The sequence below is a fragment of the Exiguobacterium sp. KJ 601 genome (genome assembly GCF_027161185.1).
GTDB lineage: Bacteria > Bacillota > Bacilli > Exiguobacteriales > Exiguobacteriaceae > Exiguobacterium > Exiguobacterium profundum.
Genome location: NZ_JADHZG010000004.1, coordinates 52,836 through 75,622, shown reverse-complemented (window position 1 = coordinate 75,622; position 22,787 = coordinate 52,836). Strand labels below are relative to the sequence as shown.

20 protein-coding genes are annotated in these 22,787 nt (G+C 41.0%); 8 read left to right on the top strand and 12 right to left on the bottom strand.

Annotation, left to right across the window (positions count from 1 at the left end; translation table 11 throughout):
* Positions 1-9: 9 nt before the first annotated feature.
* From IRJ25_RS13515 to IRJ25_RS13500, 4 genes are all read right to left on the bottom strand, one after another.
* Positions 10-1,110, bottom strand: a complete 1,101-nt coding sequence (locus tag IRJ25_RS13515) for a hypothetical protein (protein WP_269318486.1) — start codon at positions 1,108-1,110, stop codon at positions 10-12.
* Between the two features lie 66 nt (positions 1,111-1,176).
* The gene (locus tag IRJ25_RS13510; protein WP_012390467.1) at positions 1,177-1,401 is read right to left on the bottom strand and encodes a hypothetical protein; all 225 of its coding nucleotides are present in this window, start codon (positions 1,399-1,401) and stop codon (positions 1,177-1,179) included.
* A 12-nt stretch (positions 1,402-1,413) separates the two neighbouring features.
* Complete coding sequence (locus tag IRJ25_RS13505; protein WP_024127793.1) at positions 1,414-1,596, bottom strand: hypothetical protein; 183 nt, start codon at positions 1,594-1,596, stop codon at positions 1,414-1,416.
* A 298-nt stretch (positions 1,597-1,894) separates the two neighbouring features.
* Complete coding sequence (locus tag IRJ25_RS13500) at positions 1,895-2,383, bottom strand: helix-turn-helix domain-containing protein (protein WP_269318485.1); 489 nt, start codon at positions 2,381-2,383, stop codon at positions 1,895-1,897.
* Positions 2,384-2,686: 303 nt separating this feature from the next.
* Between IRJ25_RS13500 and IRJ25_RS15220 the strand changes: the two genes are divergently transcribed.
* Both IRJ25_RS15220 and IRJ25_RS13495 read left to right on the top strand, forming a co-directional pair.
* Positions 2,687-2,941 carry a helix-turn-helix domain-containing protein gene (locus IRJ25_RS15220; protein WP_441316673.1) on the top strand — a complete coding sequence of 85 codons (255 nt, stop codon included), beginning with the start codon at positions 2,687-2,689 and terminating at the stop codon, positions 2,939-2,941.
* A 41-nt stretch (positions 2,942-2,982) separates the two neighbouring features.
* Positions 2,983-4,680 (top strand): ATP-dependent nuclease, encoded by a 1,698-nt coding sequence (locus IRJ25_RS13495; RefSeq protein WP_269318484.1) that lies wholly within the window; start codon positions 2,983-2,985, stop codon positions 4,678-4,680.
* Positions 4,681-4,686: 6 nt separating this feature from the next.
* Here the strand turns inward: IRJ25_RS13495 and IRJ25_RS13490 are convergent, their stop codons facing one another.
* Positions 4,687-5,187, bottom strand: coding sequence for a hypothetical protein (locus IRJ25_RS13490; RefSeq protein ID WP_269318483.1), 501 nt, complete (start codon positions 5,185-5,187; stop codon positions 4,687-4,689).
* 3 nt (positions 5,188-5,190) lie between these two features.
* Entirely contained in the window at positions 5,191-6,132 is a 942-nt protein-coding gene (locus IRJ25_RS13485; protein ID WP_269318482.1) for a DUF6731 family protein, read from the bottom strand.
* Between the two features lie 283 nt (positions 6,133-6,415).
* On the opposite strand from IRJ25_RS13485, the gene IRJ25_RS13480 reads away from it, so the two are divergent.
* On the top strand, positions 6,416-7,441 hold the full coding sequence (locus IRJ25_RS13480; protein WP_214784992.1) for a tyrosine-type recombinase/integrase: 1,026 nt from the start codon (positions 6,416-6,418) through the stop codon (positions 7,439-7,441).
* A 679-nt stretch (positions 7,442-8,120) separates the two neighbouring features.
* Here the strand turns inward: IRJ25_RS13480 and IRJ25_RS13475 are convergent.
* The 6 genes from IRJ25_RS13475 to IRJ25_RS13450 form a co-directional block, all read right to left on the bottom strand.
* Positions 8,121-8,978 carry an ATP-binding cassette domain-containing protein gene (locus IRJ25_RS13475; RefSeq protein ID WP_269318481.1) on the bottom strand — a complete coding sequence of 286 codons (858 nt, stop codon included), beginning with the start codon at positions 8,976-8,978 and terminating at the stop codon, positions 8,121-8,123.
* A gap of 19 nt (positions 8,979-8,997) precedes the next feature.
* On the bottom strand, positions 8,998-10,848 hold the full coding sequence (locus tag IRJ25_RS13470) for a hypothetical protein (protein ID WP_269318480.1): 1,851 nt from the start codon (positions 10,846-10,848) through the stop codon (positions 8,998-9,000).
* Positions 10,849-11,054: 206 nt separating this feature from the next.
* Positions 11,055-11,462, bottom strand: coding sequence for a hypothetical protein (locus tag IRJ25_RS13465; protein WP_441316672.1), 408 nt, complete (start codon positions 11,460-11,462; stop codon positions 11,055-11,057).
* Positions 11,459-12,118: a hypothetical protein gene (locus IRJ25_RS13460; RefSeq protein ID WP_214785000.1), complete on the bottom strand. Its 660-nt coding sequence runs from the start codon at positions 12,116-12,118 to the stop codon at positions 11,459-11,461. The genes IRJ25_RS13465 and IRJ25_RS13460 overlap by 4 nt, the downstream gene beginning before the upstream one ends.
* Before the next feature lie 4 nt (positions 12,119-12,122).
* The gene (locus IRJ25_RS13455; protein ID WP_269318479.1) at positions 12,123-13,196 is read right to left on the bottom strand and encodes a hypothetical protein; all 1,074 of its coding nucleotides are present in this window, start codon (positions 13,194-13,196) and stop codon (positions 12,123-12,125) included.
* 1,745 nt (positions 13,197-14,941) lie between these two features.
* A complete protein-coding gene (locus IRJ25_RS13450; protein WP_269318478.1) occupies positions 14,942-16,465 on the bottom strand; it encodes a hypothetical protein in 1,524 nt (507 codons plus the stop codon).
* 232 nt (positions 16,466-16,697) lie between these two features.
* On the opposite strand from IRJ25_RS13450, the gene IRJ25_RS13445 reads away from it, so the two are divergent.
* The 5 genes from IRJ25_RS13445 (at position 16,698) to IRJ25_RS13425 (ending at position 22,787) form a co-directional block, all read left to right on the top strand.
* On the top strand, positions 16,698-18,134 hold the full coding sequence (locus IRJ25_RS13445; protein ID WP_269318477.1) for a hypothetical protein: 1,437 nt from the start codon (positions 16,698-16,700) through the stop codon (positions 18,132-18,134).
* Between the two features lie 848 nt (positions 18,135-18,982).
* Positions 18,983-20,050 carry a hypothetical protein gene (locus IRJ25_RS13440; protein WP_269318476.1) on the top strand — a complete coding sequence of 356 codons (1,068 nt, stop codon included), beginning with the start codon at positions 18,983-18,985 and terminating at the stop codon, positions 20,048-20,050.
* 582 nt (positions 20,051-20,632) lie between these two features.
* Positions 20,633-20,965, top strand: a complete 333-nt coding sequence (locus IRJ25_RS13435) for a hypothetical protein (RefSeq protein ID WP_269318475.1) — start codon at positions 20,633-20,635, stop codon at positions 20,963-20,965.
* A gap of 359 nt (positions 20,966-21,324) precedes the next feature.
* On the top strand, positions 21,325-22,107 hold the full coding sequence (locus IRJ25_RS13430; protein ID WP_269318474.1) for a ParA family protein: 783 nt from the start codon (positions 21,325-21,327) through the stop codon (positions 22,105-22,107).
* A complete protein-coding gene (locus tag IRJ25_RS13425) occupies positions 22,104-22,787 on the top strand; it encodes a hypothetical protein (RefSeq protein ID WP_269318473.1) in 684 nt (227 codons plus the stop codon). Before IRJ25_RS13430 ends, IRJ25_RS13425 begins: the two co-directional genes overlap by 4 nt.

Genomic DNA, 22,787 nt, shown 5'->3' with positions numbered 1-22,787 from the left:
TCACCTACCTTAATCTGAATAAAGAATTGTTTGTAGTTTAACTTCTTCTGTAGCGATAGCGACTTGAATCTTCTCACGAGCCGAAGTGTCCTTGCTAGAAGTTTTCTTCAGTTTCTCGTTCAGTTTGTCGATTTCGGCCATGCTGTCTTGATAGTTGTCCACTTTTTCTTGTACGGCAGTGTCGTTCGTCTTAGACGCCCACCCCTTTGCGGACTCGATGTCGCCAAGAGAAAGATAGGTAGTCACTTTCGCGGAGACGCGGGGAGCGGTCCACTCCACGTTATCCATCTTGGCCACGGTCTCATGATTCCGTTCCAATGTAGCAAGATCGAACGTGCCCTCATCGGTTGGGTGTGACGATTGGAAGTCCTGGAGCCGTTCCAATTTCTCTTTATCGGATAGATTGAGCCCGGCCAGCTTCGTCTCGATCTGGATGGGGTCATCTGTGAGATCGAGTGCTTTTTGGTCTTCTCCTTCTGCGAGATAGAGGTCGACCAGTAGGACATCCTCTTCCTCGGACCGGTCTTTCCGTTCCAGTAAATCGATGAGTGAGGATTCCTCACCTTGGAGCGCCTGCTCATAAGCGTCCAACCACGTCTGTTCCCCACTGCTCCCCTGTTCGGCGTGCGCCTCCTTGTCGATGAACCATTGCGTCGCAGTGAACAGCGAGGTGAATAGAATTCCAGCTGTAGCCGCCCCGTAGATGAGGCGGCGCTGTAGTCGGGTCAGGCGTGACTGATAGGTCGACGACACAATTGGGTTCGATTTTGCGGACAGGCGCTTATAATCGTCCGGTGTCTCGGACTCGATCTCGTCGAGCAACCACATCTTCTTCGCGTTATCCTCTTTCTTCGTCCGGATCCGCTGCACCCGGTCCTTCACTTGATGATACAGGTTCAGATAGATTCCTCCGGTCCCGAACGTGAACGTCCCTCTATAGAGCAGCTCGTCTTTCTGATCGAAGAGCCGGAAGTCACCGGAACAGTTCGTTCCTTCCTCGCTAAGGACCTGGTGCAGATCATGTGTCGCGACGACGGCATCGGTGAAGGTGAGCCGCTCATAGTTCTGGATTCGCGTGTCCGGCACGTCGGTGAATCGTACAAACAGCATCTCGTTCCTCCTCTCGTTTCAAGCAACAAAAAAAGCCTTCCGATCGGAATGCTAGGCGAGTGTGCATTAGAATTTGATGTTCTGGTCGACCATCTCGGCGAGCGTGAACGCGCCCATGACGATGATCAAACCGACCGCGCCCCCGACGAGCCAGCCGACGGCCTTCGAGCGTCCGCGATCCCCTCCGAAAATGAAATAGAAGCCCCCAATCGCGAAGGCGATGGCCGCGGCGATGACGGCGAGCCCTTGGAAGAACTGAAGCAAGCTGAGCCCTGTCTCATTGAGTCCCATATCGTTCCCTCCTTAGTCCTGGTGCGTCGGTGACTTGAAGCTGAGCTTCGCCTCGAGCGCCTCCAAAATGAGTTCCTGGTTGTCCTGGATGACCTGCTGATGCTGTTCGTCGAGCCACTCCTCATAGTCCTTCCCACGGATGCGTAAGAGTTTCTCGGCGAAGCTTCGGTTCTGTTTCTGTTCTTTTGATGCCACAATACACACTTCCTTCCCTTGATCTCGTGATGTGCAGCAGCACATCATTAAGGACAGTCGGATTTGGTGCGGTGGGTTTTTAGCCGTTCCCCCACGAACTCCGCTCCTCGTGAATCTAAGGAGCTGTACAGGGTTTTTCGATGACCCGGAACGATGTGGTGACCTTGTGGCGAGTTTTAGGCGACTCTCGCCGAACCATCTTTGCGTAGATCCCGCCCACCCGGTCACTGGTGAGAGACACGCCGGTATTTGATTGGAGGAGACCATCCTTAAGGATGTGCTGCTGCATCGATGCCGGTTACTGTAAGACCCTTTTCCGTTTCTTGACGTGCATGAGCTCGTCATTCGGGTTCTTGCGCTTGGCGAGCACGTGGGCGTCACAGACGACCGTGCGGATCCGATAGTAAAGTTGCGTCAGCTGGACCGCCTCGCCGCTCGCCTTCTCGATGCCGATGAAACCATGTAATTCATACGTCTTCCCGTCGAACGTGCGGACCGAGTCGGCCAACGGCAACTCCTTCAGGTCGAACCGACGTCGCTCGATCTTGGAGACAGAATGTTTTGCACCGTAGCCGAAGTCGATGGCGTTCCACGGTACCGTTGCGAGCGTGTGTCCGAACGCGCGTGCCAGGTGATCGATGTCCGCAATCGACGGCACCGAGCGGTTCTGTTCATACTGGCTGATGGCGGGCTGTGAAATCTCTCCAAATGTCTTCTCTGATAATTCAACCTGTGACCAGCCCGAGAGCCGGCGGTTCTCCTTCAACCACTCCCCGAATCGATACATAAGCCTTCCCCTTTCTGTAAACCAAAGCGGCGACCAAACAGATGTTTCCTTTTGTTGGTTCCAATATAACAGGGTTAGTTCTAAAAATCATCAGTTTTCTGATATGTCAAAAATTTTACAATTGACGATTCTTGTCGAATCTGCTCTATACAAGGGACGGGGAGCAACAGTAACTAAATATTTTATGTTTTGTAGCACAAATGTAAAAAAATAGAGCTTTAAGCATAGAAAATAATGACAATTATTTTGATTTCAAGAGATTGTGATAGGGTAGAGGAATAGAAGAGTTTGTAAAGAATAAGGATGAAGAGAGTAATTGAATCGTGGGGTGAGCAAGTGGAATTGAATGAGGCAATCGTCGAGCGGATGAAGGACCTTGCAGCAGAACGGAATATGACAATTCACCAAGTTATTCAAAAGGGGGGATTGAATCAGGCAACCATTTCAGAGTTGATGAACGGACGAACAAAACATCCTAAGATAAGTACGATTCAAAAATTTTGTGATGGATTAGGTATTACTTTGCATGATTTTTTTAATGATAGCACTTTTTTATAGACTGAAAAATTCTATACGATCAAAAATAAAGGAGTAGAACTATGCATCAAATACGTTCAGTTTATATAAAAAATTACAAGAACTTCAAAGACACTTTAATTGGAATTGATCAAATATCGTTAATAAATTTAATAATAGGAAGAAATAACACCGGGAAGTCTAGTTTGTTAGATGTATTTGATTATCTAACCGATGTTGAGCTATTTAAAAAGCATAACCAATTATTTGACGAAATTGTGATAGGATATGAACTTGATAAAGAAATAATAGAACGGGTGTTTCATAAAAACACAAGCGACGGAAAAATAGGTAACCATTATGCATTCGGTGAAAAACTCATTGGGAAAATTTTTTATGTGGAAATAAGGGTAGAGAAACAATCATTTGGAGGAAAATCTAAGTACATTGGGGTTGCGTCAAAATCAATAAGCAAAGATTTTAGAGAAGATTTATCGACTTACTGGGATAGACTTGCGAATGCAATTGGAAACCCTTTTACTAGAGTCAGTTTTTTTAGACTAGCCGCTGATCGAAATATTGTTCCAGAGAAAGAAAATAGCGAATTGAATTTAGATAGTGATGGAACTGGAGCTACTAACTTAGTACATAAGTATATTAACTGGAGTACTTTAGATAGTAAGATGATTGAGAAAAAATTACTAGAAACCTTGAATCAAATCATTACTCCTGATGCTCATTTTACGGATATTGTGGTCCAACAAATTGATAAGAATAATGAGATTTATTGGGAGATTTTTTTAGAAGAAGAAACAAAAGGTAGAGTATCTCTTTCTAATTCAGGGAGCGGACTTAAGACTATTATTCTCGTGCTATTAAACCTATTTGTGGTCTTAGATGTAAAAAAGTTAGCTCCATCTCAAGCTATTTTTGCATTAGAGGAACTTGAAAACAATCTTCATCCTTCTCTACAAAGGAACTTATTCACTTTTATAAAACGTTGGGCAGTGCAAAATGACTCAATTATATATCTAACTACACATTCTAATATTCCGATTAACTTGTTTAGTTCGGATTTAAACTCTCAAATCCTTCATCTTAGAAGGAATGATAACTTATTAAGTATAAATACTCTTAATGGATATAAAGATAGCATGCAATTATTGGATGATCTCGAGGTGCGTGCAAGTGACATCTTCCAAACCAACGGAGTCATTTGGGTTGAAGGGCCTTCAGACAGAATATATATAAATAAATGGATCAAAGTATTTTCAAACGAAACATTAGTAGAGGGCATTCATTATCAAATTATTTTTTATGGAGGAAGATTACTTTCTCATTTTCAACTTCATGAACAAGTTGAGGAATCTTCGCTAATTAATTTACTTTTAACAAATAGAAATTCAGCTATAGTGATTGATAGCGATAAGAGATATAGAAATCAACCAATCAATGACACAAAAAAGAGAATTCAAGAAGAGTTTCAAAAACACGATTCTTTTTGTTGGATTACTAAGGGAAAAGAAATTGAAAATTATATTCCATTGTCTGCACTGTCAAATAGATATGATATCAAACTATCAATTTCTCTTGACCATTTTCAATTGTTTGATGAGTTACTAGATTCAATAAGACCTGGGGAAGGCAAAAAATTTCTTCGTAATAAGATTAAATTCGCACAAGAAATCTCAGACACTTTCTATCTACAAGATTTAGAGAGCACATTAGATTTAAAAGACAAAATGAATATTCTTATTGAAGAGATAAAATCATGGAATTGAAGTAATTCAAATAATGTCATCATCTTGCCTTTCACTTTTTGAATCTTCATTTAATTGAAACAGGAGTTTCATAATGATACTCAAAAACAATATTAAGTGAATGGTAAAAATAGCTGTAAGGAAAATCCAAGAATAAAAGAATATATGCACTAAAATACTTGAAAAATACCTTGCTACATACATTATTATTGAATTAAATACAAGTAATCCTCCTATTATAAAAGAAGATAAAAAATATGTTCTTAGCTCTTCTTTTTCCTTACCATTCAATATACGATTCATAATTTGACTGTCTCTTGAACTCAATAAAATTGTTAAAATAGCCACTAAAAAACCTATTATTATTGACGTGAATGTAATAACTCCATCAATGACTTTTTCATACCCCTCTAAAGTAAAGTTTAATTTAATTTGGAGGGGATCAATATAATCTACTAAAAAATTATAAACAAGTAATATTCCAGTAATTAAAATAGCTAAAATAACTGGAACTTTTAAGTTTTTCAAGGTTCACCCTCCTTTTGTAAGGTACCTTTGAATATCAAATTTCCGCTTTTTATTTTCTGTACCTGTATGAAAAATATCAATCATAAGATCCCATACTACTTTATGATTCAATTGAGCCCGAGCCTCTGCAATTTTTTCACTTATGTGAACTTGAGAAAAGTCAGTTGCTTTATCCGTCAACAAATCTATAACTTCTGGTTTACTAGTATCACCTATAGTCAAACGCGCTTTTTGAATCAATTCAGGGTTTTCAAGAATTTCATCCATTAATTCTTGCACAGGCTCTCTTTTTATTTTTTGATTTTTAAATCTACCATTTACTAGAATGATATCAACATACGGTGCCTCATATACAGACCATCCACTAACGAGACCTTTTAAGCCCTTGTCTTTCTCAACGATTTTTTTAATATCTTTATCTGCAATTCTAACGTGTATTTTTTTTATTATTCCACTTTTTTTGACCCGAGATTTTGCATCATCAGTGCATATCGGTTCAAGAAAAATTTCATAATTTGTTTTACCAGTAACTTCTTGATACATAATATTTAAATATTCTTGAATACCAGTTGGGCTTAAGCTATCTCTATTACGTTGAAGCATTAATACATGCATATCAGGATCATATAAGGCACAAACTTCCTCACCAATATAATCATCATCCTCTAAATCAAAGTCTTCTAATGGGCTGTCCAATTTTCCTTTTTTAGTAAAATGTGACTTTTTCAAACGAGAAAAGAGTAATAAATGATAATTATTTGCTTCATCATGTTCATCTAATCTCGAACTCTCTAGACGCACCTTTTTAGCTCTTTCCCCTAAAGGCAATTCTTTAACTTTAGAAATTAATTTATCAAGTTTAAATAAACCTCTTTTGTGATCAGTTTTATCAATGTCAGTATAAACCACTCGATAATATTCGTATCTTACATACTTCTTTTTCATACAATTAACAAATCCCCCAACTATTTTTCTTCATTTTACCAAACTCAGAAAAATAACACGATACCTTATAACATTAACTTTAACTTGTGATAATATGAGGTTATCACAAGTTAATAGAAATCATATTGTTTATATACATTTAATGTATTACTTAATTTACATCATAAATACACCTTTTTATTCTGAAATTTAATCTATTACACATGTAATACACAATATCCAGGCTTGGAACATCATAATACCTGAAAGTCAAAGAAAATTTCTTATAGAAAGAGGGAGAGACATGGAAATCGACAAAAGACAGGCCATGTTCGAGATGGCGCTGAAGGAGATGACAGGAGCGAACCCGCGGCTCGTGGACGCCTTGAGGAACGACCACATCAACCTCGAGACGCTTTCGGACATCGAAATCATCGAGGTCTTCTGGGTGACGGAGCTCTTCCCAATCTATGCCGAGAAGAGCCCTCACACACGCCGCGCCTACAAACAGGACCTCGAGTTCATCCTGAACTTCGTGGTGACGAAATCTGAGGGTCTGAAGCGTCTGACGGTGCTAGATGTCCATCGCTACCTGTTCGAGGTGAACGAGAGATACGCGCCACGGAGCGCGAAGCGGAAGAACAACATGTTGAAGAGGCTATTGACCTACCTTCACGTCAACCATTACCACCAACACAACCTTGCCTTCCATGTGAAGAATCAGAGACGGCCGGAGCCGATCCGTCGTGAGATTGACTTCGAGGAGGTCGAGCGGATTGCTGAGGCCTTCCGCCATACCGTCAAACGGGCACAAAAAAAGGAGCTCATGGAGCTCCGGAACGAGACGATTGGATATCTGCTTCTGACGACAGGGATGCGGGCAGCCGAGCTCCTCTCGGTCAAGTTCACCGATGTGAGACGGAATCAAAAAGCTTTCTATCTCGAGGTGAAGGGGAAGCGTGACAAGTGGCGACGCGTCCCGCTCACCGAGAGGTCGAGCTATCTCATCAACCGTCTTCAGATACTCATGATGATTGAGGAGGAAACCTCTCCTTACATCGCCTTCAGTACAAAAAAAACAGGCAAAGCGATGTCCTATGAGGCGCTCCGACTGCTGACGCATCAGGCAATAGAGCATGTCGAGTCAGTCGAACAGATTACGCCGCACTGGTTCCGTCGTTCCTACATCACAAAACTTCTTGCGAACGGAAGCCCCTTAATCGGTGTTATGCAATTTGTGGGTCATGAATCAATATCTACGACGAACAACTATCTACAAACTATAAATGCGGATGAATATATTAATGATTCGAAGTTACCTTTTGAGTGATTCATTATAGCCTCAATTATTGTTGGTTATACCTCATATATTCAGTACCTTCAGCTACGTCTAAATAGGCGCGCGATTGACATTGTTAAAAATACGATTGTTAATACGACAATCAAACTGACTTTTTGAGTATAAAGGGTATCCCCATAAAATTCATTAAACTGAAAAATATGGGGCCATGGCATAAACTCTCCTCTTGTGATACTTTCAATCAATGTGTATGTGAATACTAATGAAGATGAGTACTCAAAACTCCTTGTTATTAGTATCAAAGCTGATCCCAGGCCCCAATATAGGAATAAGAGTAAAATGTGATGAATTATTATAATTGGGTTCGTTTTAACTAACTCGAAAGCTCCAGAGAGGCTTATAATTAAAATAAGATAACCCACCCCATAAATAACAAGAAGGGTAATAAGGTTAAAACTAAACCATCTTCTGTAGAAGGGAACCAGAGTATAATATGCACCTTGATCATGAAGAGGCTGAAAATAGAGGATTGCGGACCAAGAAATCCATGGAAGATAGAGCGTCTGGATTCTTTCCAGGTTTACATGTAAGTCACGTCCTGATATTAGAATTAAAGCTAATGTAAAACCAAACATGATCACGGGGACTATGTTTAATATTTTATTATATTTCCAATCGAATAATTGTACCTGCGTAATTTGTCCAAGTTTCATCCTAGACTCCTCATAACAGCTAAATAGCCGTCTGATAACTTAGGCACGATAGCATGGTCCCCATTTTTTTCATCTACGTAACGTACCTTCACACCGTCCAATGTCTCTTCAATGTTTACTACATCATATTCTTTCACCCAATCATTCAATTCACTTATTTGGACCGTTGATTCGGCAAGCATCCCCTCTGCTCTGGATTTTAATTCATCGGGGCTACCTTCGAACAATACTCTACCATTCGATAACATACCTATTTTAGTGCATAGAAATTCGATATCCTCCACTATATGGGAGGATATAATGATGGTATGATCATGCCCTAATTCCCGAAGCAGATTACGAAAGCGAATTCTTTCTTCAATGTCTAATCCCGCTGTCGGCTCGTCAAAGACTAGGATTTTTGGCTCCCTTAGAAGTAATTGGGCAATGCCCACCCTACGTCGCATCCCTCCTGAAAGTTCTTCCATTTTCAAGTGAGCGCTTTCAGTTAAGTTGACACGTTCCAATGACCTTTGAACTGCCTCATACCTTTTCTTTTTGTCAATAATGCCTTGAAGGAGTGCTAGATGTGACAATACTTCATGTACAGGCAAAGAAGGGTATAGGTTAAAATCTTGAGGCAAAAAACCTATGATTTCGGATGTATCGGCATACTTTCTCCTCATCTTTGATTGCCCATCAATCAAAATATCACCACCTGATGCACTCGTCAGGCCGCATAAAATTTTCATCAATGTAGTCTTACCTGCTCCATTTGAACCAAGCAATCCATAGATTCCGTCGATACTTAGAGAAACGTGATGTAGCACTGTATTCTTTCTATATGTTTTAACGATATGTTCAACTTTTATCATGCTAGATCCTCCGGTCTGTTTACATTTCAACTGATTTTTCGAGATCTTGATACCATTGCTTTAAATAGACGAGTTGATCGTCGTGTGAACGGATCATGAAATCCTCGATTTTTTTCTTCGATGCACTTAACTCATCGTTTGTAAGAGTATCTCTCATAAAGAACACATCAGGTTCTTGAGGAGATGGGAGCCCTAATTCGACAGCCATCCAGAATGACAGCGCATCATCGAACGCAGTTTGTGTTGGTTGGTTCTGGCCACTTGATTTGTTTTTAGACCAAATTGCAGCGGGTACATACGCACGGACCACCTCCACTAAGTCATGGTCAAGCCGTAGCGTACTCCCTACATGAAGTAAAAGATGCTGCTTGTCAAGATACCCGAATTTCTCATGGTTGGGAGACACTAAAATTACGATATCTGGAATTCTATTTGCAATCCCAAACTCTTTTTCAGTGATATCATTGACCGAACTGATTGTTTCTTGTACCTCCGGCCAATATGAAACCGGACTAGTCCATGACTGGTCAACTACAATCTCTTTTCCGTCTTGTTGATAAGTTACAAATGTACCTTCAATCAATGTTACTCCGGCTCCGTATCCCTCGAATTCAGTATCTTCAACCATGGTGAGGTTGGTAACAAATTTTTGTTCCGGTTTGTAATTTAAACTAATCGGCATCCTATCAAATCGTTCAATCAATGGATCAAAGTTTTCAGCCCCAACTCTGCTATTCGGATTGGACTGCTTCATCGGATACCAATTCAACCATGCCGGCAAATAAGTCACTTGATCAGTGATTGGAAAGCGATTACTATTATGAATGACATATTCTACAGTCATTGTCACCGATTCGCCTGAATGGACCCCTTCTAACAAAATGAAATCTCCTTCACGTTGATATGAAACTGGTTCATCCTGAATGAGTATATCTGTTACCTCATATAAGTGATAGAGGGAAAGCGCGATACGATTCGTATTCGAGTGAATGACATAGTTTGCTCTCGCCCGAATCAAATCTTGACTGCCATTCTCAAGCTCTATATCAACTTTCTCGATATCGTAATCTAACATTGGTTTTACTTGTGAGGAATCAAACTGATAGTTTTTTGAATAATGATTCTTCGTCTCCATGTCGAAAGAGCGATCAAAAACCAATTGTCCATTCTTCAATGCGAAAGGTGAGGTTATTATACAAAATACTAAAATCACAACAGCTGTCAGAACCATTCGAACCTTTTGACTGGTTCTGATGCCCCAACTGCTGATGATTAACAAAGTGACCGCAAAATGAACAAATAAAATCACTACATTTTTCCATAACAAAGATAAGTCACTTAAGTATCCAGTCAGTTCATAGTAAACAACCTCTGGCTGAAGTGGACCTATGAAAAAAAACGAGCGTAGTTCATTAAAACCCTGACCAAAGAAAAAATCATCGAAAAATTCTGTATTTAATGGTCCGAGTAGAACCCAGCACATAAAAAGGATTACGATTCCAATTCTCATCTTTCCGAAAAAGAGTCCTGCGTTTATTCCCCATACAGCTGCTATGAGAAGTGGCAGCAGATAAAACATTATAGAATGAATCATGAGCTGTTGATAAAAATGAGTAGTGTATATTCCATTCGTCCAAAAGTAAAGAATAACAGGTATAAGTCCTATAACAATAAAGAGAATGGAAAATAACGTATGAGTAATGAGCAAGGCAAAGATACGTTGAAACTGAATCCACATCATATTCGGAAATGTAATGTGTCTTCTATATTGTTCTTGTTCGGATGTCTGCCTATACATATATACGCTGACAAGTAACATGACAGCCTGAATAGGGATAATCATTCCACTGAGAACTTCGGGATATTGCATATATACGTACGTATCTTGAAGCTTATCAAGCAACCTAAACACCATGACTCCCGGAATCAACATCAAACTGATTAAATAAAATATGCTTTTCCGCATTTGTTTGAAGTAAAAAAATATTAACTCGTTAAGTATACTATTGCTCATAAGAACCTCACTTTAAAAAGAAAGTACACCGACCTCAATAAAGAGGCCGATGTCTAGGTAGATTAGTTAACTTTTGTCTTCGCTTCGCCATAGATTGATGTAGCGCCAGACTGAGTATTTGCTTTTGAATAGTATTTGTTACCTGATGTAGCCGAGAAGCCGGTAGTCACTGTTCTGGCTGGTAACGCAGTAATTGAAGCTGCATTAGTATCCGGGAAGAAAGAGATAGAACGCTTAGCATACCCCTGTACGTAATACGTCGGACCGGCACTAGAAACAGTCAAGCTCCCCGATGAACCTGTAGCTGTAACCGTACTACCTGTTGCCGAAGAAGATCCCGGGCGGATACTTGCAGTTGATGTACCTGCTGCCATTGCCAAAGATGCAGCAAGTAATGACACTGATAGCAACGAAGCCACCACTGGTAACTTTTTCTTTTTACTTGGTTGGTTGATAATCAATATTCTCACCTCCTTTCCCTGTTGAGGATACCTTCTGAGAAATAAAAACAATCAAAAGAGTTCAATTTCTCGTTCCAAATTTCTTTCGTCGTAAATAGTAGAATTTCACACTGTTTTTCATTGATTTTGTCTAGCAATCTTAGAAACTTGTCAATCTCCTTATAGTTAAGATGATTCTCTGGATTGATAAAACATATAACCTCGGCTCCGTCTTTAACCGCCAAATCACAAAGTAATTCAAATTTTTCATACCCTGATAATCTTTGAAAGTCAGTAGAATATTTTTGTGAGAAGGATTCAAGATCATTCTTTAATTTAGAGTCAATTTTGAAGATTTTACTTATTTTTTTCCCGTTCATGTTTTTGAATAGACTCATGTTCCTTAAATCAATCACGGAAGGGAGTTTATTTATATTTCCCTCTATTTTCCCACTGCTCAATTTTTGTGTTCCCGTTAAAAGCGATATCAATAAATCCAATTCATCATCGCATTCACCAATCACAAGCGAGCTTTTTACAAATTCAAAATTTAAATTTGTAATGTTTCTTATATTTTTTTTTGAAAGTGTACTTACATTAGAAAAAGATAGAATAGGCTTGCCCTCCTCTCCCAGGTTACCGATTCGTAATAAGACACATACTGGCAATCTATCGTTTAAATGCATAATGCTAGTTTTTATCATTATATTTTTTTTGAACTAGGTTTATAATCCGTTGTTCTATAGAAACATCTTGTAACGGTATAAAAGGATCAATTTTAACCGTCATGACTCCTCTATTAATAAAAACATCGTCTTCTCCTTGACCACTGTTATATTCAGACTTCGTTTCAATAACCAATTTAGACACAGATTGAACAGTCTTATTTGTTTCTGATAGTGATTCGGTTACTTGATTGTTAATTTTTTTAATTATTTTTGATTTATCTAAAGAACCAGACCATTTTATTGGAACAATAACCTCATTTTTGTGATAGAAGTCACCTTTTGAAAACACTCCAAAACATATGTTCGGACTAATATTAATTTCTGAGTTCAAAGAGTCAATCTCCAAATAATTATCCTCCTTAGTGCAGGAATCAAAATAGTTCCTTGGATACCATGCTTCATAGGAAGGGAAGAAAACATACTCCTCAGTAATCAACCTATCAATATTAGGGGTGTATGAATATTTAATAGTTAATTTTGATGTATTCCGAGATATATCTATAATCAACACATTATTTTTATGTACGTAATCTTGATTAATGTTGTTATCATTTTTCACGCTATCCACATTCATATATGCGGCCAAAATTATTTTATGTTTCCCCGTTTGGTTAGATTCAATTTTCAAATCACCAGTAAAGTTATAACTTTCATCAAACTTGATTTTGGAATTTAAAATATCAAGTACAGGAATATTGTTTAAATCAGTCGATATTTTTAAGGTATTCATTGATTCATTTGATGAATCGATAGAAAAATCTAGTTCGAAATCCTTTTTTTCCTCAACAGGATCAGGCATAAACAATATCAAGCCTGTAGAAGTGATGATCACCCCTCCCATCATGGCCATGACTCTATATACAGTCTTGAGCCTAGAAAATATTAATGGGAGTATTAAGATTAAAAAAAGAGGAGTAAATAAATATATCCAATAAATCAGTTCGTTTTGCGAAAAAAAGACTTCACTGAAGTACCCCAACATATTTGCTTTAGAAATATACAGTATAAACTCGTAGACTAAAATCACTAATACCATAAGAACTATCACTAATTTTCTTACAATAAACTGAGAAGAGTTTATAAATGAATTGAAGAACCCAACGCCTGAGAAAATTCCAATAAATACAAAGGTAGACGAAAGAGTATAAAAATAAGCGAAATAAAGTTTCAATACAGTAATTAATAAAATTAAATTGAAGTCAATATATGTGACGGAAAGAAATACAATATATATAAGTATAGGTGACAAATTTATTAAATGAAGAATAACGGAAACACCTAGAAATAATGATAGTTCGAGTTTTTTAATCGGCTTGAATGGATTGTCTCGATAGGTTGAAAACAACTTATATGTCAATATGACAGATAATAAATAACTACTAATGTAACTGAAGAGAGCCATGTATTTCAAAGATGCACTGAAATCAAGAGGGTTATTGGCATAAGGATTACACAAGTATATGGAAGGTACACCTATATGCAATATTATCCACACTAGAAGAACCCTCTGTGCTAATATCGGTTTCATATAAAGCCAAATATTCATTACTAACCACCACATTCCGAAAGCGTTACCATCATTATTCCAAAGAAATCTATACATGTAAATATAAGGGTTAAAAATTGGTTTTAATTTACTATAGTTAAAATTTTCAAAGGAATTAGTACCGTTTGTTCCTCTTTTTTATTTTTTTGATTAATTTAATCTAATTAGAGAGAATATACTTTTCTATGATACATAATAGCTTCATTTGAACGTAGGTTATCCCCCTGTATCCTGCATTGCGTACCCGCTTCATGTGTTAAAGAGATAATCATAATTTGCTATTCTTTTTCCAAAGAAAATTAAATAAATTAAAATCGTTTCAAAATAAATTATTATTTATCTCAGTGTCAAATTAACAAAAGAGGTCATAAAATCCCTTTTTGTGAGGGTATTTAATGACCTCTTTTAACTCTGAAGAGTGATTATTTATCATCAATTCAAAAAATCCAGAAATTTTATTCGTTTCGAGTAGATCCAAGTGTGATTTTTTCATTTCACCATTTGATGCTCTATCTTCTTTCAACCTGTCATAATTTAATATACTCTTGAAAGATTTTTTAGTATCGATTGGTTGTGCCCGCCATATTTGAAAAAGACTTAAAAGTTTTTTTCTACAAGTATATTCAATACAGTAAGATTCTAAAATTTCTTGTAGTTTTCTTTATATTTGTCAATCCACTCGTTGTACAGATCTGATGTGAAAAGAATTGCTCTTCTCTTAATCAGGATTGAGTTGATTCTTCATGTATGTATAACTCCACGAGTGTGTATTCAATGCATCATGTCTATTCTTAACAGATATCAAAGTCTCCGTTGAAAGCTCGCCTGACCCTTCGCTTGTTTTATAAAATCGCGAATCAACATTCAAAGTCATCTAATCGTTTTCAAGAAGTTTATATATCCTCCTCTTATCATCTACATGTTTTTTCATAGGGTCTTTCCAGGTATCTTCCGCGAAACGATTCCACAAAATAGCCCACGACGTCGAAGGAATATTCTCTATTAATTAAAGAAATTCAAAATTAGTCCTGTTCGCCCCACTTAAATCCTGACATCCAATATGCTACCAGAGCTAATTTTGAGATATTTATGTACTCATCTCAACAAAAATTGTAGTCACTTCTTAATCAAGTTCATTATCTAAACCTTTGCCTTCGTTACTATAGACTTGTCGACACATATAAAGCCCTTCAAAAGTGTGCGCCGGCGCACACTTTTGAAGGGCCCATATGACATCATACGTTGTAGAGGTAAGACAGATAAGCATCCTTCGATTCGAACACCATGTCGACGTCAGTGGCGAAATAATAGGACGACCTTTTTAGCAATGAAACAAGCTCCCCCTCTCCGAAAGTTTTTTCGTAGGTGTCTTCGATCTCTTCGCGTAGATTGGACAACCGCAGGAACGGACGCCGCTTCATCAGGTCATCCATCAATGATTGAGGAAGGTTTCGGCTCATCCCGCTAGTGAATAGATATGTTTCCCCGACCCTCACATTGGAGATTTTCCCCGGTCTCCTCAGAATCCCCTCATAGACCCTCTCATCGAACCCATATTCCTCGAGCAGGTCGTTCTCCACGAGGTCGACGAGTTGCTCTATCGTATAGAAGCGACCGGTCTCCATCTGATCGAGGACCGATTCGCGATAGGACTCCAGCAAACGAACGGTTATACCGGCCTTGGAGAGCGCGCGTTCCGTGATGTAGAAGTCCGTCTCTATCTCGATGATTCTCCAACCGTCCCTCATCTTCGCAATCATCCTCGACGCATAAGGATGGGAAAGGATTGGGGTGTCCTCCATCTTGAAATAGTCGGTCCCCAAGATGACCTCCTCGATGTATGAACGGCTGTCCAAGTACCTTTTCTCGAGGATGTATGGTGATGAGATCCTATAGTCGAGACTCTCCACCAGGTCTTTGCTGATCCAGTCCAAATTGAAATCTCGGATGACCTGCCTGCAAGCCTCCACGAAGGTCTCTGGGGTGTAAGCATTCTCCGTTACAATCCCTTTCAACGAGTCCAAATCCGTCTCGTTCAGCTCGATTCCTTTCGACACCATGTCCCTCTTCAGATTGATTTCATCCTTTCGAATCTCGAAGAGTGGTCCTACGATATCGCTCACGTATTTTGCGTTCAACCAGAGCCCCTGTTTGGTGATTGTCTGTCCGTCGGGAAGGAGCGTGACGTCGTTCTTGTTGTTCGCTTTTGGTCTTATATGCACCATCTTGTGCGCCCTCTGCCCAGGAAGGTTGTTCTTTGTGATTATTTCCTTTCCCCAAGTGGCTTCCCACATCTGAACCCCTTCTGTCAATATGTCTGTCACCATCTTCCAATAGGAATTAAGATCTTGGACCTCTTCATCGGATGGCTTCCAGAGCAATGGGCCGAGAAAGAACGTATCCCCCTCCTTGTTCTCCCCGTACACCATGAAAAGGTATGTCGTCTCCCCGAGACATCTCATGATGGCGCTGTCCTTCCATCCCGTCTCCACCCAGGAGAGGAAATCGATCACCTCGAGGACCGTGTTCTGTTTAGACTTGCCTTTCTTGTTGAGGTTGACGGACTTTACCATCAATCGTCCCTCAATCCCGTCCTCCAGATGCTCGACCGTCTCCTTGTGACGGTCGATGAGTCGCTTCGTGATGTTTGACGTCTTCGCCTTGCTCTCGTTCAGATCAGGGTTCAGACCGACGTCCCACGACAGCTGTCTCGCACCCTTACCGATATATGTATCAAACACACCAAGATGTTCTTTCATGATGTTCCCTCTTTCTTTATAACTTTTCTATGTAGGAGAAACCTTTATAAGTTTCAATGTTTTCTATCTTACAATATTATTATAATTCACTTTTCGTCTTCTCCGCATCATAAAAAAGTGTGCGCCGGCGCACATAATCGAATTTACGGTATTTGAAATAATTAAACGTTATGATTTTTAAGGTCTTATCCCGTGGTGCTATGCTATATTTAGATGAGAAGAGGTGATCAGCATGGAGAACCATTCGAACTCCAATAGCCGCTCCCAACAACTCATCATTTCTCAAGCGGTTAATACTATCAAACAGCACGGTATGGAGGAAATCCTCCATAGCGTCTCTATATTTGACATCAATGGTTTTGTCGCAGCGCTATACCAGGAGCACTATGCGCTCGAGAACATCGAGAGCGCATACAAGAAGATACGCTATTATTCTTTCATGAAATTGAAACGTCGCTGGGTGAGGACGGCAGTCCGCAACTACCAGGAGTCACGTGGGTACAACAGGGAGCTCCGGGCAAAACATGACATGATCTCCGCCTATGTCAAGGTGGCGGGTGCCGAGGGACTCCAGAAAGAGTTTCATGTGAAAACGATCGAGGACTATATGAATCTCTGTATCGCCGAGATTGAGGACTGGGCAGAGGACCCGAACCAGTTGATCCACACCTATCCATACTGGTCTCAAAAGACCGTGAATCAGAAGACCACGACATTGAAGACGGATGTACTGATGATACTGGGTGAGGTGGCGAAGGAGATCGATTCCACGAAGAGGGTGGCCCATCATTCTCCGACACTGGCGGTGGACATCCCGTTCTTCGGGATGTCCGACCGTATCAAGAACAAGACCGATCAACTCGATGAAAAGCTCAATGACGCATCGCAGCTCAATCTCGAGCTCTTGAACTATGAGTCGGTCGTACCGAAGTACAAGGAGGGGGTCCCACAGAACCTCTCCGTCCTGGTCAGCAAGGAGTTCATCCAGGAACTGAACGGGAAAGTACCCGACCTTGACCCGAAGGACTTCGAGGCATTCACCGAGATACTGTCCTACCGTGACATCTCGTTCCAGACGAGTAGGAAAATCATCTTCCCGTTGGTCCGCCTGGTCGAGAAACTCTACTCCAACAAGAGCGGGAAGAGCTACGACCTGACGACGAAACGCCTGATGAAGCTCGGGTATTATCGGGTCGCGGGCCATAACGACGATGGGGACCTCTTCATCCGTGGGCTCTTCTCATCCGTCACGATCAAGAATGCGACGACCCTCGCTGACAGCCAGGTGGTCGTCACCGTGGCAGAGGAGGTCTATGACGACCTGCTCAAGCAACAGGTCGTCAGCATATACGGCGAGCAAATCGAACAGCTGAAGGGGAGCTTCGCCTATCACCTGGCGTTCGTGCTCCAAAAGGAACGAATCGCCTCCATCCAGACAGGGGAGCAGAGCCCCGTCCGCCGACATTGGCGTCAGTTCACCTATTCGATCCGATTCAACAAGTCCCGCAAGTCGGAGAACTTACGGGAGCTCGAGGTGAACCTGGATCGCATCAAAGAGCATGGGTTCATCCTGAAGGACTGGCACCGCTCAGGTGACTACTACTTCTTCACGTTCTATCCGCTCGAGTCCTGGGAGCTATTGAATCAGACGGACACATTGCTCCTCTGACAGGGATTCGAAAAGTTCAAGGGAAGCCTCTCGGTCCGAGGGCTTCTTTTTTGTGTTCGTTCGCAATATCTGATGTTTCACGTGAAATGATATCTGTCACGTCTTTGACGCCAAGACATCCGAGGGTACAAATGAGCGGAAACGATTGGGACTTCGCGGTCTCGCGTCCTAGATTTGACTTGAAAAAGGTCATAGGTGAATCTGGCGGTACTGAAATGACATTTTTGACTAACAAAAACGGTATCAAATTTACCAATTTGATATATGTATGCTGAAATACGCCAAATTCCTCGTACTGGAACGACATTCTTATAAGAATTGGTCGCAGACCGTCGTACTGGAATGACATCACCTGCAATTTGGTCGTGAATCATCGTACCGAGACGACATATGCAAGATTTTTGTCGCAATTTGTCGCACCGGGGCGACCGACCGTACCGTTTCGAAAAAATCTTCAAAAAAAAATCAGCCCTCATTTCTTGAAAATGGTCGCAGACCGTCGTACCGAAACTGCATTATTGACGGTTTTGGTCGTGGTTCGTCGTACCGAGACGACATGTTTATGAAAATGGTCGCAGACCGTCGTACTGAGACGACATTTTGAACACTATTCTGCTGAAATTTCTACTTAAAAAGACTATTAAACGGCTTCCTTAAGCAATCCCTCTTAATGTGGTCGCGAAAAGTCGTACTGAAACGACACAATTTTATAGCTCTAAAATGGCTTAACATCAACGTTTCATCAAATTTGGTCGCAATTCATCGTACCAAACCCACACTTTGACACCATCTCGAAAGAACAAGATACTGAAACTAGCATATTTTAGGATAGAGGAGGTGTAGGGTAGGTGGCTTACAGAAACCGTCACATTTTAGTCGCGAACAAACTACTCGTCGCGATGAGTGGATTGACTCGTTGGACAAAACGAGATGAACATTATCGATACGAACAGCATCACTATAACATCCCTGCATGCTTCACTTCCTTCAAATGGACAAAATCGCGGATTCGTCACGTTCTGACCCTTCTTTCTTATGCGGACGACCAAGGCAAGATCGAATTCATGGAAGACACGGAGCTTGCCACTTCCGCCCATACATCTGTCCGTTCTTTACATAACAACCTGAAAATGTTCGAAAGCCATGGATTGTTGCGACTTGTCCGTCATTTTCCTGGGGTGCTCTCCATCGAACTGAACGATTATCTTGAAAACTATCGTGACCTTTTTGTGGACGGAGCCTCTGTCGTCTCGAAGACCGGGTACACGTCTATTTGGCATGACCTTCTCGCTGAACTCCTCTCGCTTGATAATGTGAACGCTTTACGACTTGCGTTACGTACGCTCGTCCAAGTCGAAAAAGATGTGCATGTCCAGTCGAATGAGCAGGCGATCCTCACCTATGACGAGATCAAAGGCTTCTTACCAAAATACTGTGGCCACAAACTTGCCATCCAAAAGATGATGTCACGGTTGAAGTTCCTCCAGGTCTCACTCGTAGAGGACAGCCGCCACTTCTTGAATGTGGTGAAGCAGAACGTGACGCTCAAGAAACGTGTACAGGACATCACTCGACCTGTCCTCGTTGAGATGACATTGGACAGCGCGCGGGACAGCAAACTCATCCGGGAGGAAGAACGTTCAGAGACTCAGATCGCCTGGTTCGAATTGCGGAAACGGGTAGGCGAGTTCTTCGACTTCGATGTGTTGAAGGTGAGCAGGGAATCCCTCTATTCGATGAGTGACACGTTCGGAGCATCGGCGTTCCGTGAGGTCTTGTCCGACTTGAAACAAGCGTTCCTCCACCACCGTGAGAATCTCGTGCATTCGAGTGAGCATCGACTCTTCTTCAGTGAGCCGATCCTCTACCTCCATCAGCAATTAAAGACCAGAATCGAAAAATCGGCTATCGCATGATGGCCTTTTTGTCATGCCTTTTTTTGAAAAATTGTATGAAAACCATATGAATATGCAATATATCTCTCCGTCTTCCATCAAAAGGAGGACCGTCCGGGCCATGGACCTCCTTTGATTAGCCTCTTTGGAAAAAAATCAAATCTATTAATCTGTATTTCAAATTTCTCATGAAAAAAAAGAGAGAAGTCGTTCAATTTATCAAAAGTGGTACGAAAAAAAAGAAGGCTCTTTGAAGAAAAGAAACTGATCATGACAGATATGCAAGTCTCTTTATTTCGTGTGAACGTTGGTATCACAAGGATTTATGCGTCCTCCATTTTTCCAACTCTTTCAATCCTTCTTTAATCCTTATTCATTCTATATAATCTTTTATATTTATAAGAATATGGTTTTTTATTCTTCTATTAGATTACCATGTACACGGGACTTGTTTAGACTCTAATGATAGATAACGATTTAAGTCATAGTACACGTTCGAAAAACTGTCAGCCCGATTCCATAAAGGTGTCACATCCTTCAGTCAGGATGGATGTGAAGTCCTCATACAATAAAGTATATATCATCCATTAGGAGGTCATTGGTATGAGCCAAACCATTCGTTATGGTATGGATTATGTGATAATCGGTTTCGATGGTACTGAAAATGAAGGACACTGGACATATCGTGATGAAATCACAGATAGAGAAATGGAAGAGGTCAAACATGATGTAGAGAGACTCATATCTGCCGGTCAGGCATTGGATGAGATTTTCGCAGCAGAAATCTTTCATCAATATGTGACTCAAATAATCGGTGTCCCTTGTGTCACAGCCGAGGCGATATTTGAACATTTACATAGAGTCGATGACGGTGTCTACACTTTAGGAGAGCTCTCTGTTTCACTCTTGGATCCAATACATCAAGTTGAGAACTAATTTAAATCGACGTGGATTCTTTGTTAGAACAATGTACATCCTTAACGTTGAATGGAGGCAATTGAATACTAAATACTTTTGATGATTAGAAAGAGACTCTAGCATGATGTTGGAGTCTCTTTTATTTGGGCAGTGAACGATATATGAGAGATTTGAGTGGTAAAACCGTATACATTTCGACGTCGAAATGTATACGGAAATCTATGATGACGTATGTTGTATACAATTATTTGATGTTGTATACGTACTAATTTTGTGTTGTATACAGATTAATTTGATTTATAGCGTGGATTGACCGTTGTTTTTGTTGTATCAAAAAAAAGAGTATGGCATGATTAGAAGTAGAAAGGGGAGAGAAGATGAACATTTTGACGTTTTATATTTCGAAAGGCGGGTCTGGCAAGACCACATGTTCCTTGAATATGGCCTATGCGCTAGGGGAGTTGGGGGAACGTGTCCTACTCATCGATTTGGACCCCCAAGGGTCTCTGAGTAAACTGATGTTGAAAGAGTCCGACACGATCAAGTATATGACCATGTTCGACGTACATACACGAAATCTAGACATCAAGGACATTCTGTTCGATGATGAAACGTATCATGTCAGCCTTCTCCCTTCGAATGAACGAAATGCCAGGTTGATCAATGTGATCTCCGAACAAGACAAGCTCTTCCTATTAAAGGATATGATTTCGCCGCTCGAGGATGAGTTCGATTGGATCATATTGGACTCGGTCCCTTCTATTAATGAGCTCTCAAAAGTCGTCCTCTCGACTTCGAACATGACCATCATCCCGTTCATGCCGAAAAAGCTCGTCTTTGATCAGCTTGCAAGCACCATCCGTACGGTACAAAAGGTAAAAAAATTCTATAATCCGGATTTGGAGATCACCGGTGTCCTACCTGTCGCGATGGACCATACGCTGAAGGCAGATAAAGAATACTTCGAGGCGATGGAACAAATCGCGTCGGCTGAATCGTTGTCCATCTTGCCTGTCGTGAAACGTTCGACCTTCATTGAAAAGGCGGCGGACAGCGGGAAGAGTGTCATCCAATACCGCTCGAAGGAATCAAAACAGTTATCCGAACCGTTTCGGGAGTTGGCGAAAATTGTACGAGCATCCAGGGGTGATTCCGTATGAAGGCAAGGAACCGAAACATCCACAAGGTCAAACCGAGTGAGCAACACCCTTACCAGAGCGGGCTGACGAATATCAGTTCCCTCGTGCAAAAGCTCCCTGTCTCGAAGGAAGTCGAAGATCTCGTCTATGAGATCAATGAACTCGCAAAAGTGCAGACGATCTCAGTGTTCGAAATCGGGAAACGACTCGTCATCGCACGATCTGAGATGCATGACAAAAAGGAGTGGGGCACTTTTTTAGAGGCCGTCTCGATGTCCGCCTCGCTCGCATCTCGATACATCAAAGCCTATGACACGTTACATCCACTAGAATCATCATTGTCGAGCCTCCCCGCATCCAAAATCTTTGAGCTCATGTATCTGGATAATATAGATGAGGTGGTCGAGCAGGGCCTATACATCGACGGTGAGAGGAAGCAAGTCGAGGAGCTCACTGTGAAACAAATCCGTGACCTCCGAAAGGGAGGAACGCACACGCCACTCAAGGTGAGACCGTTCCAACAGGAGAAGAAGTCATCGGCAATCTTGTCCGCTCGTATCCCGAGCGACCTGTCGGAACAATTTCAGCAGTATGCGCATGCCCATAACCGTAGTGTCAGCGAGTTACTGGCCGAAATGATTGAACGAACCGTATCAGACAACATCATCGACGACATAGACGAACAAGGAGAACAGTCATGA